Genomic DNA, 13812 nt, shown 5'->3' with positions numbered 1-13812 from the left:
GGGTCATTCGGCGATTCGCGCGGTCACCGGACGACGGTTCGCCGGCTTCACATGGGTGACCATCCACACCGCGGCGACGACGAGCGCGCAGCCGGCGAACTGCCCGACGCTGGGACGCTCGTGCACGATCACGATGGAGAACAGCATCGCCAGGACCGGCTGGAGCAGCAGCAACGTGGCACCCACCTCGGCGGCGAGCCTCGGCAGTGCGAATCCGATGAGGACCCAGCCGAGTACCTGGCTGCTCAGCGACAGTGCCGCCAACCATCCCAGCGCGGGCCATCCCGGCGTGAGGTCCACCGTTCCCCACAGCGATCCCACCGCGGTCCCGACGACGCCGGCGGCGATCGTCGACACGAACACCTGCGACGACGCCCGGTGTGCGGATCCGGCCCGGCCGATGACGAAGATGTAGATCCCGTAGGCCACGCCCGCCGCCAGCGACAGCAGAGTTCCGAGGAACAGCTGATCGCCGTCGCCGCTGCCGCCGAGGATTCCGCCGGCGAGAGCGACGCCGGCGAACAGGAAGGGAACGGCCACGACGAACCGCACCGGCACCCGCGCACGGAAGAAGACCCACGCGAGCAGTGGCACGACGACGACTTGCACGTTGACGACGACGGTGGAGATCCCGGCACCGATCAGGTGGATCGATCGCGCCCACAGTGCGAAGTCGACGCCGAGCATCATCCCGCCGAGTACCTGGGCCGCAATCACCCGGCGCGGGATCCCGCCGTACCTCCGAAATTCCTGCAGGGCAAGGAGACCGAGGATCGGCAACGCCAGAACACACCGGAAGAACGTCGACGTGGCCGGCTCCACCCCGGACAGCTTGATGAGACTGCCGGTCAGCGAGGTCGCCACCGCACCCGCCAGAACGAGCAGTCGCGGATCGACGGACGCGACGCTGAACGAGGGGCTGACGAGGACACGGGGGCGCAAACGGAGGGCGGTAGTCACACCGAGAATTCTCCGAGGCCCCAACCATTACAACAAGTGAATAGTCGTGTCATGAAAACAGTAGACTTACTACCATGTTGAGTGTCGATCGCCTCCGCGCGTTGTGCGCTGTCGCCGAACACGGTTCGATCGGCGCCGCGGCCCGCGCCCTGCACGTGACACCGTCCGGGGTCTCGCAGCAACTCGGCAAGTTCGAGCGGGAGGTCGGCGTCGCACTCCTGGTGCCCGCGGGCCGCGGTGTTCAACTCACCGATGCGGGCCGGCTCCTGGCCCGTCGCGGACAGGAAGTGTTATCGCTTCTGGCGCAGGCCGAATCCGAAGTCGTCTCCCTCGACCGCGATGTGGTGGGCGAACTGCGAATCGGGTCCTTCTCGTCCGCAGGCAGAGTCGTCGTGCCGACTGCCGTGGCGACGCTGCGCAGACGCCACCCACAGCTCGGCGTCAGCTTCTTCGCCGGCGAGACCGAGGAACTCATACCGGCGATCGTGCGCCGGGAACTCGACCTCGCCGTCGTCGACAGCTGGGTCACGATGCCTCTGCACCTGCCCGAGGACGCAGTGCACTCCCTGGTGCACCGGGACTCGGCCGACGTCGCACTGTCCCGGGACCATCCGCTGGCGTCCCGCGATCACGTCGATCTCGACGAGATCGCGGACATGCCGTGGACGACGTGGAAGAAGGGCGCGGTGTACCACACCTGGCTGGTGCAGACATTGCGCAACCGCGGCGTCGAACCGGATATCCGGTACGAAGTACCCGAATTCGCGGCTCAACTCGAATTCGTCGCGCACGGACTCGCCGCTGCCCTCGTGCCCCGCCTGGCTCGCGTCTGGGTGCCGGACAACGTGGCGATCGTCCCGGTGCGTCCCACCCTCGAGCGCGAGATCTACGCGCTCCGCCGAGCCGACAACGACCGTCCCACGGTCCGCGCGGGAATCGAGGCATTGACCGAAGCCTTCGCCGGCATCGGCACGTGACAGCTCCCCCGTGGCCCACCTGTCGCGACGGGTCTGACGCGGCCACCCGGGCCGCGCACGAACACCTGCCAGAAGGCCCTACACGTACAGGCGTTTCGGTTGCACAATGGTGGTGGGCAACCACCCGGAGGTGCGCGATGAGCGAAACGTGTGCAGCGCCGATACGCCTGTGGCGTCTGGGTCCATGGAGCCGCAACCCCCTCATGCGAGGCTGCGACCGACTCCGATCCACGATGGTTCTCATCGGGGTGGCGTTCGTGCTCCTGATGATTCCGCTGGCCGCGGCCGTCGGAACCGAAACGTACTCGCGGCTGGACCAGCAGACTCAGGCCGAACTCGCCACCCAGCACTCGACCCCGGCCACGCTCGTCGAGGATTCCCGCACCGGGACCGCGGGAGAGCCGCTGCCCGCCTCACCCCAGTATCAAGCCCACGCGCGGGTGCAGTGGTCGGCGAACGGGCAGACACACACCGGCGACGTTCCCACCGCGGCGGGCGCGAAGGCAGGTCAGACCGTCACCGTCTGGCTCGACCCGAACGGCGACCTCGTCTCCGCACCGGAGACCGGTTCGCAGAACGCCGCCACTGCGGTGAGCGTCGCGTGCGGGATCTGGGTGACGGCGGCCGGCGGCTACTGTTTCCTCTTCCTCGTCGTCCACTGGGTCGCGTCCCGCCGCCAGCAGGCTCAGCTGACCCGTGAATGGAACGAACTCGACAGACCACCCGGGTGGCACGTCAGCTGACGGGCAACGGGACCGACCCGCCACGACTACCGTCCGGGCGCCCCCGCCGGCGGCTGTCCGCCACCCCCACCGGGACCACTCGGCGCGGACTGCGTGTTCGCCGACTTCTCGGCGACACCGATCGTGATCGAGATCGTCATCCCGGTGGCGGGTTCGCCGGTCACGGTGGCCAACTCGGCATCCCAGCCGTCCCCGAACACGTTGTCCGAGTCCAGGGAGACCTTCGACAGGTTGCCGACGCTGTTCGCGTAGCCGCTGTCGTAGGCGAAGACCGTGGTGCATGCGTCCTGCGGCACCGCGATCTGCGACGTCAGCCGGGCGTCCTCGCCCGCCACCGCGGATTCCAGCGAGTCGAACACCTCGAAGTGAATGTGCGGCCAGCGTCCCGAGTAGCAGGCCGGGAAGATCGACGTGAACGACACCGTGCCCGCGGAGTCCGCCACCTGAACGCCACGCAGGTAGTTCTGCTCGGTGATGCCCTGGCCGTAGAGCGAGTACTCGCCGTCCCGGTCGCAGTGCCACAGGTAGACGGCCATTCCTGCGCCGGCCGCGCAGTCCTTCGTCAGGTCCTGCAGCCTCAGTTCGATGGTCGTCGCGACACCCTCCGCCGTCCCGGAGTAGGCACCGAAGCTGCTGCGGATGTCCTGCCGGACGATCCCCGACTCGACCAGCACGTTCGGGCCGTTGGACCCGTCGCCGGGATACGGTCCGGCCGTTTCCTGCGGCGCCGCCGCCACGCACGTGCCGTCGCTCACCGTCTCCGCCGTGGTCGCGTCCGCCCCCGTCGAGGACGAGGACGAGGTGGCCGTGGATCCCGCCGTCGAGCACGCGGCGAGCGCGGTCGCACCCGCCGCGCCGAACACGAACAGTGCGCGGCGACGCGACAACATCGATTTCAGGTCGTGGCTGAGGCCGCGGTCGTGCTCGTGCACTTCGTCGGCGTGCTGACGCGGGCTGTTCGTCATGAGGACCTCTCCATGGGCTGTTCGGGGTTACGTCCCATACAAGCGGTCGCCGGTGCGGGCACCCTCGAGCTTCGCTGTGGAGTCGCTGTGAACAGAACCGCCCACGTCACCGATTCGAGCACGCACCAAACACCCTGTCGCCCAGCGGCGGTCGCCTGCGCTGCCTCGACGAGACGCGTCGGTCACAGGGATTCGGCACCGGCCGTGCCGGAGAGTGACTCGTTGTCGTGGTCGCGCACGAGCGGGATGCCCAGGGCAGCGAGCAGCATCCGGCAGTCTTCGGCATCGATCGAGTGGTGGGCGACTGTCCGCTGAGCCTTACGGACGGACTCTTCGTCGAGCTCGCGTTCGCTCTCGAATATAGAAGCATCCCTGTCGGACATGGCTCCCACCTTTCCTCGGCACCACCTGAATAGCCCGGAGTGAGTCCACCGAAACCGACACGGGACAGCGCGATCGGGTGTCGTCCGAAGCGGATTCACATCCGCCGGAGGTCAGGTACGAGGCCGTGTCGAACCGGGCCTACGGGAGGATCAGCGACTGTAGGTCGCGAACAGCCTGCGGATGCTCTCGTCCCAGTACTGCTGGCGACGGCGTTCCACGGCGCGTGAGCACATCGCCCACACCGCACCCAGGAGCAGCGCGCTCGCGGCGAGAGTGATGAGCACTGCCGCGACCCCGGCGCTGACGACGTCGGAGGTCGTGATCCGCGGGCCTGCCCAGCTTCCGTCCGCGTTGACCGCGATGTGCTTCTCGGTGCCCGCCGGAGTCCCCGAGGGGACCTCGATGCTGTCGGTGCGGGACTCCGAGCCCCACGCCCACGTCGCCTTCACCATCGGGGTGGTCCGGACGGAGCCGCGGGGGGACATGGTGATGGGGGCGTCGGTGCTGGTGACCGCCTCGACGAGGGTGGTGGTGGCGCGTTGTTGCGCGGCCCGCGCACTCTCCTGGTGGTATTCCCAGGTGCCGATCACCGCGGCGAGCACGATCGCGACACCCGCGAGGGCGACGATGACGGATTTCAGGGTGGCCGCGAACCGATCGACAGGTCGCGCGAACGGGTTGGACGGTCGACCCGACACCGAGTACACCACGGTTGCCTTCGAGCGCCCCAACACAATCCACCTCATTGTTTCGTCCACGTTAAATGTCTGCTTCACCAGTGTCGCCACTGATCAGGCAACAGGGAAACCGAAATGGACAAACTTGACGAGTCTCACACTCCGCTTCCCTACGCCGTCGTCCCGCTCATCGGGGCCGTGCTCCTCCCGCTCACCGGCAACAACTATGCGCTTCTGTTCTGCATCCTGGCGGCCTGCGCCGCCGTCGCCGGCGCAGCCGTTCTCTTCGTGCGGTCGATCCGATGACGACACCGACACACCTGCGTCTCGAACACCTCCGGCCCGGGCAGCCCTGCGGCACGACCCATCCGCGACTGTCCTGGCGGCTGCCCACCGGAAGCACAGGTCAGCTGGCGTACCAGATCCGGGTCGCGGGCCTCTCCGACCGCACGTCGAGCACCCTGTTCACCACCGAGATCGTCGAGGGACGCGACCACGTCCTCGTACGACCTTGGACGGCAACGCATCCGGTGCCGACCGCAGGAGAGGAACGCGCCTGGCAGGTGCGGTGCTGGACGGATCTCGGACCGAGCGTCTGGTCCGAGCCCGCTCCGTGGGTCACCGGTCTCCTGCACGGCGGCGACCTCACGGCCGACTGGATCGAACCGTCCGAGCCGGACGTTCCCCCGCTCGGTCACCGTCCCGCATACCGGTTACGCGCCTCCTGGCGCCCGCGGGCGGCGATCACTCACGCGTCGCTGTTCGCGACCGCTCACGGCATCTACGAGTTCTTCGTCAACGGTGCCCGGGTCGGTGATCACGAGCTGACCCCCGGCTTCACCTCCTACCGGGTGCACCTGCAGGTGCAGCACTTCGACGTCACCGGCCTGCTGCACCCGGGACACAACGAACTGGGAATCCTGCTGAGTGACGGGTGGTTCCGTGGCAGGCACGGGTTCGAGCGCCACGGCGACGGTTTCGGTGACCGGCTTGCCGCGCTCGCGGAACTGCACGTCCGGTATGCGGACGGAACGTCGGAGCGCTTCGGTACCGGCGACGGCTGGACCAGCGCACCGAGTGAGATCGACGCCGCCGACCTGATGGACGGCCAGCGGGTGGATCTGCGCCGTGTGCCCGCCGACGAGGTACACCACCCCGCCGCGGTCGCTCGAGGCGGACTCTACGACGATCGCTCCCGGTTGACGACCGGCGTTGCACCCCCGGTGCGCCGGATCGAAACCCTGGCGGCGGTGGCCGTCACCGAGCCGCGACCCGGAACGTACGTCGTGGATTTCGGCCAGAACATCAACGGGTGGGTGACCGCGGCCGACCTCGGAGCTGCCGGCACCCACGTCACCCTCACCCACGGCGAGTCCCTCGCCGCCGACGGGAGCGTCGACACGGATCACCTGCGTGCCTTCGAATTCGCGACCGGCAAGAGTTTGCCTGCCGGTCAGGTCGACCACGTCGTGTCGTCCGGGCGCCCCGGCGAGACATTCGAGCCGCGCCACACCACTCACGGGTTCCGCTACGTCCAGTTCGACGGGCTCGAGACGAAACCGGGGCCCGACTCGATCACCGCCGCCGTCGTGCACACCGACCTGGAACAGGTGGGGAGTTTCGGGTGCGACAACGATCGTCTCGAGAAACTCCATGCCGCCGCGGTGTGGAGTTTCCGCGGCAATGCCTGTGACGTCCCGACCGATTGTCCCCAGCGCGAGCGGTCGGGCTTCACCGGCGACTGGCAGATCTACGTCGAAACAGCCGCCTTCACACATGATGTCGCGGGTTTCAGCGACAAGTGGCTGCGCGACCTCGCCGCCGACCAGTGGCCGGACGGCACGGTTCCCAACATCGTGCCGAACCCGGCAGGCAATCAGCCGTCGGGCAACCATTTCGCCGACATCGCCAACGGCTCGGCCGGATGGGGCGATGCCGCCGTCATCGTGCCGTGGCAGCTGTGGCGGCTGTACGGCGACGTCGAAGTGCTGGAACGCCAGTACGATTCCATGACCCGGTGGGTCGAGCGGGCCGCCGGCGCGGCCCGGGATCGCCGCCATCCCGACCGCGCACTGGCGCGCCCCACACCGGACGACCACGAAGAGTATCTGTGGGACACCGGTTTCCACTGGGGAGAATGGCTCGAACCCGGCGAGATTCCCGCCCCCGACCCCGCCCGCGATAACAGCGTGGTCGCCACCGCGTACCTCGCGCGGTCGGCCGGACTGCTCGCGCAGATCGCCTGCGTACTCGGCCGCGACCGGGATGCGCACCGGTACGCTGCGATCGCCGCGGGAGCCGTCCACGCCTGGCAACGCGAATTCATCACTCCCGGCGGCACACTGACCCACCCGACGCAGGCGAATTATGTTCGCGCCTTGGAGTTCGGGCTCGTGCCCGCCGAAGGCCGCCGACGGTTCGCCGACGAACTCGCACAATTGCTCGCCGACAACGACTATCACCTCGGCACCGGTTTCCTGGCCACCGGGATGCTGCTGCCCGCACTCGCGCGCAACGGGCACCTCGACACCGCCTACCGGGTACTGCTGTCCACCGGTAATCCATCCTGGATGGAGATGATCGACCGCGGGGCCACCACCATCTGGGAGCGATGGGACGGAGTCGACGAGAACGGCCGCGCCACCGCCTCACTGAATCACTACGCCAAGGGTGCGGTCGTCTCGTTTCTCCACCAGTTCGTCGCCGGCCTGCGCCCGGCCGAGACCACCGGCCCCGACACGGTCGGCTATCGCCGTTTCGTCGTCGAGCCGTGTCCCGGCGGGGACATCACTGCTGCCCACGCCGAGCACTGCAGCCCCTACGGCAACATCGCGGTGCGCTGGACGATCACCGACGACGTGTTCACCCTGAGCCTGACCGTGCCGGCAGGCAGCGAATGTGAACTCAGGCTGGGAGACCGGGTCGAACTCCTTCCGGCCGGGACCTACACCCGCACCTGCCCGGCGACTCGCGTCAGCCGGCGATCGTCGCGTGCATCTCCCACACGATGATCTCGGCGCCGGTGTCGGTGGTCACCTGCTGGCCGCCGCCACCGCTGAGCCGGACGGCGTCACCCTCGGCGAGGATGCCGACGCCTTCCATCGACGCTTCGCCGCGCGCGACGAACACATGGAGGAACGGGGCGTCGGGCAGGGTGATCGGCGCCTGCCCGGGCTGCAGGCGTGCGACATGCATTGCGGCGTACTTGTTCTTGATCCGGATCGCCGAGTGGTCGGCGTAGTGCGGCATGCCCGATGCGACGGGGACCAGTCCCCCGGCGAGTAACTCGTGGTCGATTTCGAGTTGCTCGTAACCGGGTGTGATACCGGCTTCGTCGGGGACGACCCACATCTGGATGAAGTGGACGGGATCGGTGTGCTCGTCGGCGTGCTCACCGGTGACGCCGTCCAGCCGCCACGAGTCGTTCTTCTCCGAGTGCAGGATTCCGGTTCCGGCGCTCATACGCTGGGCCAGTCCGGGATAGATGACGCCGGAGTGGCCCATCGAATCCTGGTGCACCAGTGAACCCTGGAGCACCCAGGTGACGATCTCCATGTCCTGGTGGGGGTGGGTGTCGAAGCCCTGACCCGGGACGACGATGTCGTCGTTGTTCACCATGAGCACCCCGTGATGGGTGTTGGCCGGGTCGTAGTGGCGGCTGAACGAGAACGAATGCTTGGAATCCAGCCAGCCGGCGTCGGTCTTGAACCGGTCGTCGGCTCGCCGGACGTCGAATCGGGGCGGGGTGATCGCAGCGGTCATGAGCGAAGCCTTTCCAGGGTTCTCACAGAACGTGTGAGCCGTACATTTCGCCGAGCGGGTCGGCGATGAGTTCGAGGCGGGCACCGTCGGGGTCGCGGAAGTACAGCGACACCTCACTGTGTTCGACGAGTTCCACGCCGGCGTCGATCAGTTTCGTGCGCAGGTGGTCCCACCGGCCGGGTTCGACGCTGATCGCGATGTGGTGTAGTCCGCCGAGCACTTCCTGGTACGGGCCGACGTCGAGGCCCGGGAAGTCGAAGAACGCCAGCAGGTTGCCGTTGCCGATGTCGAAGAAGAAGTGCGACGACCCGGGGTAGTCCCGATTCTCGATCAACTCGGTGAGCGGGAACTCGAGCAGATCCTGATAGAACCGGACGGTGCGCTCGACGTCACTGCTGATCAGCGCGGTGTGATGGAGGCCGCGGGCCGAGGACGCGGGCCTCGACGACACCGGCTTCAGATGCTCGGCGCGGATCCGGTCGCGTTGCTCCGCGAACCTCTGCGAACGCTCCTGCTCGTCTGTGGTGCCCATTGCCCTGCCCCTCTCCGCGGAGCGCAGTGATTGCGCTTTCAACTAAATTCAGACTACAGCAAGTCGTTGCGCTGTCAACTACTTCGGCTATGCTGGTGCCGTGGAACCGACTCGATGGCTCAGCGCCGAAGAACAGAACACCTGGCGCGCCTACCTGGACGCCACACGCCTGCTCCTCCAGGCGCTCGATCGGCAGCTCACCCGCGACGCCGGCATCTCGTTCACCGACTTCGAACTGCTCGTCGTGTTGTCGGAGGCGCCGCAGCGGCAACTGCGGATGCGTGAACTCGCCGACGCGGTGACCACCACCCGCAGCGGCGTGACCAGGGCGATCAGCCGGTTGGTCGACACCGGCTGGGTGCGCCGGGTGGAATGCGAAGACGACAAGCGGGGGACGCTGGCCGAGTTGACCGACGCCGGCGCCGAGAAGCTCGCCGCCGCAAGCCCCGGACATGTCGCGGAGGTGCGCCGCACCATGTTCGACCTGCTCAGCCCCCGCGACGTCGGCATCCTCGGCCACGACTTCAACGAAATGCGCGCCCACCTGCTGGAAAACCCCTGAACCCCGAAAGGTCGGCCATGAGCAGCACGGCACCCGAAACCGAGTACATCCACATCGACAAGCAGAGCCCGGCCGTCTATCAGGCGCAGATCGCCGTCGCCAAAGCCGTCCGTCACGCGACCACCGAGGCCGGGATGGACCGGCGGTTCGTCGAGTTGATCAACGTGCGCGTCTCCCAGATCAACCGCTGCGCGTACTGCCTGGACGTTCACGTCGCCGCGGCGCTCGCGGCCGGCGAGATTCAGCAGCGCCTCGCGATTCTGCCCGCCTGGCGGGAGACGACGCTCTTCTCCGACCGCGAGGTCGCGGCGCTGACCTTGGCCGAATCGATCACCACCCTCCCGGACGCGCAGACCCAGGAGGCCGACTACGCCTTCGCACGGCGATTCCTCTCCGAGCAGGAGATCTCCACGGTGAGCTGGATCGCCGTCACCATGAACGCCTTCAACCGGATCTCCATCGTCAGCCGCCATCCGGTCCGGCCGAAGCAGTAACACCGCAGTTCACCTGCGTTTCGCAGAATTTAGTTGACATCGCAACGACTTCGGCTTAACGTAGTAGTTGCAGATTCAATTACCTCGATTTCGAGTGACCGTTCGACAGTCCAAGGAGTTTTCATGACCACCGCCACCGCCACCCTGCCCAACCTCACCGCCGGAACCTGGGCCATCGACACCGTCCACTCCACCGTCGGCTTCTCCGTCCGCCACCTCATGGTCAGCAAGGTCCGCGGCACCTTCAACGACTTCACCGGCGCGATCACCGTCGCCGAGGACGGCACCGCCGCCGTCACCGCCGAAATCCAGGTCGCGTCCATCGACACCAAGAACACCGACCGCGACGCCCACATCAAGTCCGCCGACTTCTTCGACGCCGAGCAGTACCCCACCGCCACCTTCACCTCCACCGCCGTCCGCGCCAAGGGCGACGACTACGTGGTCGAGGGCGAATTCACCCTCCACGGCGTCACCCGCCCCGTCGAGCTCGCCCTCGAGTTCAACGGCGTCAACCCCGGCATGGGCAACGGCCCGGTCGCCGGCTTCGAAGCCACCACCGTCCTCAACCGCAAGGACTTCGGCATCACCATCGACATGCCCCTCGAAGGCGGCGGAGCCGTCGTCGGCGACAAGATCACCATCACCCTCGAGATCGAGGCCGGCCTCCAGGCCTGACCCCACCCGCACCACGCGCCCCGTCATCCACCCGGATGGCGGGGCGTTTCGTCGTTAATACGACGCAACACTTTCGATCGACGTGATCCAGGTCATTGTGATCTTGGGCGGGCTCGAGTGACCCTGGCCCCTTCGACAACGGCGACCGCGAAACGAAGGTGACCACATGGGTAGCGACTCCGAACTCTCGTTCGCGCTCGACCTCACGCTGGACGAGGCACGGCGGCGCACCGCTGTTCTCGAGGCGATCGGCGAGGACTGGGATCCCGTCGCCGTGCTCGCGGAGGAAGAGCGGGCGTACGACATGCTGTACTCCGGTCTCGACCCCGAGCAGCAGCGCATCTACGACGAACTGGTCCAGGCGGGTGTGCTCCCGGATCGGACGGTGGGCCGTGTTACCGATTGATCCGACCGCGGACTTCTCCCGTCGCGCCTGGTTGCCCTGCCCGGGCTGCGACCACGGCTCGGACTGCGGCGACTGCGGGTCCGGCCGCAACTGCGACCGGCATTGGCAATACCTGCTGAGCAATCGGGGCACCCACGTCCATCTCCAGTGCCCCGACTGCACCCACCTGTGGAGTATCGACACCCGCCACGGGCGGCCTCGGCGGCGGCGGAAGGCCGCGTAGGCGCCGGACCGAATCTTGCTCACCCCCGACTCCGCGGCCTGTCGGCGAGCAGTTGGGTGAGCCGGTGCGCCTGGCGGAGGAGGAGTTCTCCCAGTTCGCGGCGGCGCTCCTCGCGGAACCGGCTCTCCACCCCGGTGATGCTCAACGCCCAGGCCGGTGATCCCTGGGCGTCGAAGACGGCGGCGCCCATCCCCCAGCTGCCCTCGACGAGCAGCCCGGGGTTGACGGCGTACCCGTTCAGTCGGGTCTCCGCGATGCGCTCGGCGATCTCGTCCCGCCTGTGCTGCGTTCCCCACTCGCCGGTGACATCGGCGCGCGACAGGTAGTCGTCGATGTCGCGGTCCGGCAGGTGGGACAGGATGACCAGACCCGCCGACGCCACCCCGAGCGGCAGGCGGATGCCGACGTACAGCACGTGGGAACGCAGCGGGAAGCTGCCCTCCTCGCTCGCGATGCAGACCGTTTCGTCGCCGCGGCGGGCGGACAGGAAGACACTCTCGCCGGTCTCGCGTGCAAGATCTCGGAGGACGTCGCGGGAGCGGTCCGTGATGTCGTACCGGCCGGCGGCGAGCGAGCCGAGCAGATACAGCTCGGGCCCCAGCGACCATTTCCCCGACTTCTGATCGCGGTCGACCAGTCCCTCCTCGGCCAGCGAGACGAGGAGGCGATGCACGGTGGGCCGGGCGAGACCCGTCTCCCGCGCCAGGGCGGACGTCGAGGATCCCGACGATTCGAGGGCGGCGATGGCCCGGAAGAGAGATCCCACCCGGTGGATGACCTGCGGCCGCTGCGCGTTGTCCATGACCGCAGTATACGTTCACTCAGTGAACGCTCTCTCGTGCGACGTTCAGCCGGCGAGCACTGTCTCCTCACCCCTTGAAATGCATGAAGTAACCCCTTTTAGTGGAGCAAAGCTCGTTGCGCGAAGACGTTCACCAGGTGGACGATCTGGTGCGGAAGACGGTATCGCCGGTACGGCGGCCAGGAGAAAGGATGCACATGGGATCGAGAGTGTTCGACACCCCGGAAGAAGCAGTCGCGGACGTGTCCGACGGCGCGTCGATCGCCGTGGGCGGGTTCGGCCTGTGCGGAATCCCCGACTCGCTGATCCGCGCGCTCGCCGACTCCGGTGTCGGGAATCTCGAGGTCTTCTCCAACAACTGCGGTGTGGACGACCACGGGCTCGGAATTCTGCTGGGCGCCCGTCAGATTCGACGTGTCACCGCGTCGTACGTCGGCGAGAACAAGGAATTCGCCCGCCAGTACCTCTCCGGTGAGCTCGAGGTGGAGCTGACCCCGCAGGGCACGCTGGCCGAACGCCTCCGGGCCGGCGGTGCGGGCATCCCCGCGTTCTTCACCCCCGCCGGTGTCGGCAGCCCGGTCGCCGACGGCGGCCTGCCCTGGCGGTACGCCGCCGACGGTTCCGTCGCGCTCGCGTCGCCCCCGAAGGAAACCCGCGTGTTCGGCGACAAGCGTTACGTCCTCGAACTAGGGATCACCGCCGACTTCGCCCTGGTCCACGCACTGCGGGGCGACACCGCCGGCAACCTCGTGTTCGACAAGTCGGCCCTGAACTTCAACCCCCTCGCGGCGATGGCCGGGAAGGTGACCATCGCGCAGGTCGAGGAACTCGTCCCCGCAGGCACCATCGACCCCGCCCAGGTGCACCTGCCCGGAGTCTTCGTTCAACGCATCGTCGAGACCGGCCCCCAGAACAAGCGGATCGAGAAGCGGACAGTCAGCAGCACGGAAGGAGCCACTCGATGACCGGCACCAACGGATGGACACGTGAGCAGATGGCCGCCCGTGCGGCCGCGGAGATGGTCGACGGCGAATACGTCAACCTCGGCATCGGACTGCCCACCCTCATTCCCGGATACCTCGGCACCGACGTCACCGTGACCCTGCATTCGGAGAACGGGATCCTCGGCACCGGCCCGTACCCCACCGACGAGAACGTCGACCCCGACCTGATCAACGCCGGCAAGGAAACGGTCACCGTCAACGCCGGTGCCGCGTTCTTCGATTCCGCGCTGTCGTTCGGCATGATCCGCGGCGGCCACATCGACACCGCCGTCCTCGGTGGCATGCAGGTCTCCCGCACAGGGGACCTCGCCAACTGGATGGTCCCCGGAAAGATGGTCAAGGGCATGGGCGGCGCGATGGACCTCGTGCACGGCGCGAGCCGCGTCATCGTCCTCATGGAACACACCGACCGGGACGGCAATCCGAAGATCATCGACGCCTGCACCCTGCCGCTGACCGGCCAGGGCGTCGTCAACCGCATCATCACCAACCTCGCCGTCATCGACGTGGTCGGCGACGGCACCCTCGCTCTCCGTGAGGTCGCCCCCGGCGTCACCGTCGACGAGGTCGTCGCCGCCACCGGAACCCCCCTCGAGATCCGCGAATCCGCACTCGTCTGAGCAACGTTCGTCACGACACCAAG

General features: G+C 67.5%; 17 protein-coding genes. 10 read left to right on the top strand and 7 right to left on the bottom strand.

The genetic code is table 11. The features are described from left to right. Positions 1 to 3 precede the first annotated feature (3 nt). A complete protein-coding gene (locus DTA22_RS26955) occupies positions 4 to 960 on the bottom strand; it encodes a DMT family transporter (RefSeq protein ID WP_112301508.1) in 957 nt (318 codons plus the stop codon). A gap of 74 nt (positions 961 to 1034) precedes the next feature. Between DTA22_RS26955 and DTA22_RS26950 the strand changes: the two genes are divergently transcribed. Both DTA22_RS26950 and DTA22_RS26945 read left to right on the top strand, forming a co-directional pair. Next, positions 1035 to 1937 (top strand): LysR family transcriptional regulator, encoded by a 903-nt coding sequence (locus DTA22_RS26950; RefSeq protein WP_037236209.1) that lies wholly within the window; start codon positions 1035 to 1037, stop codon positions 1935 to 1937. A 137-nt stretch (positions 1938 to 2074) separates the two neighbouring features. Further along, positions 2075 to 2680 carry an Rv1733c family protein gene (locus DTA22_RS26945; RefSeq protein WP_037236206.1) on the top strand — a complete coding sequence of 202 codons (606 nt, stop codon included), beginning with the start codon at positions 2075 to 2077 and terminating at the stop codon, positions 2678 to 2680. 26 nt (positions 2681 to 2706) lie between these two features. On the opposite strand, the gene DTA22_RS26940 is transcribed toward DTA22_RS26945, so the two are convergent. The 3 genes from DTA22_RS26940 to DTA22_RS26930 form a co-directional block, all read right to left on the bottom strand. Continuing rightward, positions 2707 to 3645 (bottom strand): peptidase associated/transthyretin-like domain-containing protein, encoded by a 939-nt coding sequence (locus DTA22_RS26940; RefSeq protein ID WP_112301507.1) that lies wholly within the window; start codon positions 3643 to 3645, stop codon positions 2707 to 2709. 182 nt (positions 3646 to 3827) lie between these two features. Continuing rightward, positions 3828 to 4028 (bottom strand): hypothetical protein, encoded by a 201-nt coding sequence (locus DTA22_RS26935; RefSeq protein ID WP_037236200.1) that lies wholly within the window; start codon positions 4026 to 4028, stop codon positions 3828 to 3830. Between the two features lie 150 nt (positions 4029 to 4178). After that, on the bottom strand, positions 4179 to 4763 hold the full coding sequence (locus DTA22_RS26930) for an Rv1733c family protein (protein WP_112301506.1): 585 nt from the start codon (positions 4761 to 4763) through the stop codon (positions 4179 to 4181). 78 nt (positions 4764 to 4841) lie between these two features. On the opposite strand from DTA22_RS26930, the gene DTA22_RS26925 reads away from it, so the two are divergent. Further along, entirely contained in the window at positions 4842 to 5012 is a 171-nt protein-coding gene (locus tag DTA22_RS26925; protein WP_245973386.1) for a hypothetical protein, read from the top strand. Continuing rightward, positions 5009 to 7717 carry an alpha-L-rhamnosidase gene (locus tag DTA22_RS26920; protein ID WP_112301505.1) on the top strand — a complete coding sequence of 903 codons (2709 nt, stop codon included), beginning with the start codon at positions 5009 to 5011 and terminating at the stop codon, positions 7715 to 7717. Before DTA22_RS26925 ends, DTA22_RS26920 begins: the two co-directional genes overlap by 4 nt. Here the strand turns inward: DTA22_RS26920 and DTA22_RS26915 are convergent. Next, positions 7680 to 8468 (bottom strand): pirin family protein, encoded by a 789-nt coding sequence (locus DTA22_RS26915; RefSeq protein ID WP_112301504.1) that lies wholly within the window; start codon positions 8466 to 8468, stop codon positions 7680 to 7682. The two genes, DTA22_RS26920 and DTA22_RS26915, sit on opposite strands and share 38 nt — an antisense overlap. 22 nt (positions 8469 to 8490) lie before the next feature. Then, the gene (locus DTA22_RS26910) at positions 8491 to 9000 is read right to left on the bottom strand and encodes a VOC family protein (RefSeq protein ID WP_037236173.1); all 510 of its coding nucleotides are present in this window, start codon (positions 8998 to 9000) and stop codon (positions 8491 to 8493) included. Positions 9001 to 9100: 100 nt separating this feature from the next. On the opposite strand from DTA22_RS26910, the gene DTA22_RS26905 reads away from it, so the two are divergent. The 4 genes from DTA22_RS26905 to DTA22_RS26890 all read left to right on the top strand — a co-directional run bounded on the left by DTA22_RS26905 (position 9101) and on the right by DTA22_RS26890 (position 11140). Then, positions 9101 to 9562, top strand: a complete 462-nt coding sequence (locus DTA22_RS26905) for a MarR family winged helix-turn-helix transcriptional regulator (protein WP_112301503.1) — start codon at positions 9101 to 9103, stop codon at positions 9560 to 9562. Between the two features lie 17 nt (positions 9563 to 9579). Continuing rightward, a complete protein-coding gene (locus tag DTA22_RS26900) occupies positions 9580 to 10056 on the top strand; it encodes a carboxymuconolactone decarboxylase family protein (RefSeq protein ID WP_112301502.1) in 477 nt (158 codons plus the stop codon). 123 nt (positions 10057 to 10179) lie between these two features. Further along, a complete protein-coding gene (locus tag DTA22_RS26895) occupies positions 10180 to 10734 on the top strand; it encodes a YceI family protein (protein WP_009476977.1) in 555 nt (184 codons plus the stop codon). Between the two features lie 166 nt (positions 10735 to 10900). Further along, the gene (locus tag DTA22_RS26890; RefSeq protein WP_005237803.1) at positions 10901 to 11140 is read left to right on the top strand and encodes a DUF6400 family protein; all 240 of its coding nucleotides are present in this window, start codon (positions 10901 to 10903) and stop codon (positions 11138 to 11140) included. 242 nt (positions 11141 to 11382) lie between these two features. On the opposite strand, the gene DTA22_RS26880 is transcribed toward DTA22_RS26890, so the two are convergent. Next, positions 11383 to 12165, bottom strand: a complete 783-nt coding sequence (locus DTA22_RS26880; protein WP_112301500.1) for an IclR family transcriptional regulator — start codon at positions 12163 to 12165, stop codon at positions 11383 to 11385. A 197-nt stretch (positions 12166 to 12362) separates the two neighbouring features. On the opposite strand from DTA22_RS26880, the gene DTA22_RS26875 reads away from it, so the two are divergent. After that, positions 12363 to 13130, top strand: coding sequence for a CoA transferase subunit A (locus tag DTA22_RS26875; protein ID WP_016884572.1), 768 nt, complete (start codon positions 12363 to 12365; stop codon positions 13128 to 13130). After that, on the top strand, positions 13127 to 13789 hold the full coding sequence (locus tag DTA22_RS26870) for a 3-oxoacid CoA-transferase subunit B (protein ID WP_005260718.1): 663 nt from the start codon (positions 13127 to 13129) through the stop codon (positions 13787 to 13789). Before DTA22_RS26875 ends, DTA22_RS26870 begins: the two co-directional genes overlap by 4 nt. Positions 13790 to 13812: the final 23 nt, after the last annotated feature.

It is taken from the genome of Rhodococcus wratislaviensis, assembly GCF_900455735.1.
GTDB lineage: Bacteria > Actinomycetota > Actinomycetes > Mycobacteriales > Mycobacteriaceae > Rhodococcus_F > Rhodococcus_F wratislaviensis.
Note: the sequence above shows the minus strand (reverse complement) of the source record. Positions and strands in the feature narration are given on the sequence as shown.

Coding starts and splice junctions, on each gene's coding strand:
- DTA22_RS26940 (WP_112301507.1), bottom strand. CDS start 3,645: ATGACGAACAGCCCGCGTCAGCACGCCGACGAAGTGCACGAGCACGAC.
- DTA22_RS26945 (WP_037236206.1), top strand. CDS start 2,075: ATGAGCGAAACGTGTGCAGCGCCGATACGCCTGTGGCGTCTGGGTCCA.
- DTA22_RS26880 (WP_112301500.1), bottom strand. CDS start 12,165: ATGGACAACGCGCAGCGGCCGCAGGTCATCCACCGGGTGGGATCTCTC.
- DTA22_RS26895 (WP_009476977.1), top strand. CDS start 10,180: ATGACCACCGCCACCGCCACCCTGCCCAACCTCACCGCCGGAACCTGG.
- DTA22_RS26925 (WP_245973386.1), top strand. CDS start 4,842: ATGGACAAACTTGACGAGTCTCACACTCCGCTTCCCTACGCCGTCGTC.
- DTA22_RS26915 (WP_112301504.1), bottom strand. CDS start 8,468: ATGACCGCTGCGATCACCCCGCCCCGATTCGACGTCCGGCGAGCCGAC.
- DTA22_RS26910 (WP_037236173.1), bottom strand. CDS start 9,000: ATGGGCACCACAGACGAGCAGGAGCGTTCGCAGAGGTTCGCGGAGCAA.
- DTA22_RS26900 (WP_112301502.1), top strand. CDS start 9,580: ATGAGCAGCACGGCACCCGAAACCGAGTACATCCACATCGACAAGCAG.
- DTA22_RS26935 (WP_037236200.1), bottom strand. CDS start 4,028: ATGTCCGACAGGGATGCTTCTATATTCGAGAGCGAACGCGAGCTCGAC.
- DTA22_RS26950 (WP_037236209.1), top strand. CDS start 1,035: ATGTTGAGTGTCGATCGCCTCCGCGCGTTGTGCGCTGTCGCCGAACAC.
- DTA22_RS26870 (WP_005260718.1), top strand. CDS start 13,127: ATGACCGGCACCAACGGATGGACACGTGAGCAGATGGCCGCCCGTGCG.
- DTA22_RS26920 (WP_112301505.1), top strand. CDS start 5,009: ATGACGACACCGACACACCTGCGTCTCGAACACCTCCGGCCCGGGCAG.
- DTA22_RS26875 (WP_016884572.1), top strand. CDS start 12,363: ATGGGATCGAGAGTGTTCGACACCCCGGAAGAAGCAGTCGCGGACGTG.
- DTA22_RS26890 (WP_005237803.1), top strand. CDS start 10,901: ATGGGTAGCGACTCCGAACTCTCGTTCGCGCTCGACCTCACGCTGGAC.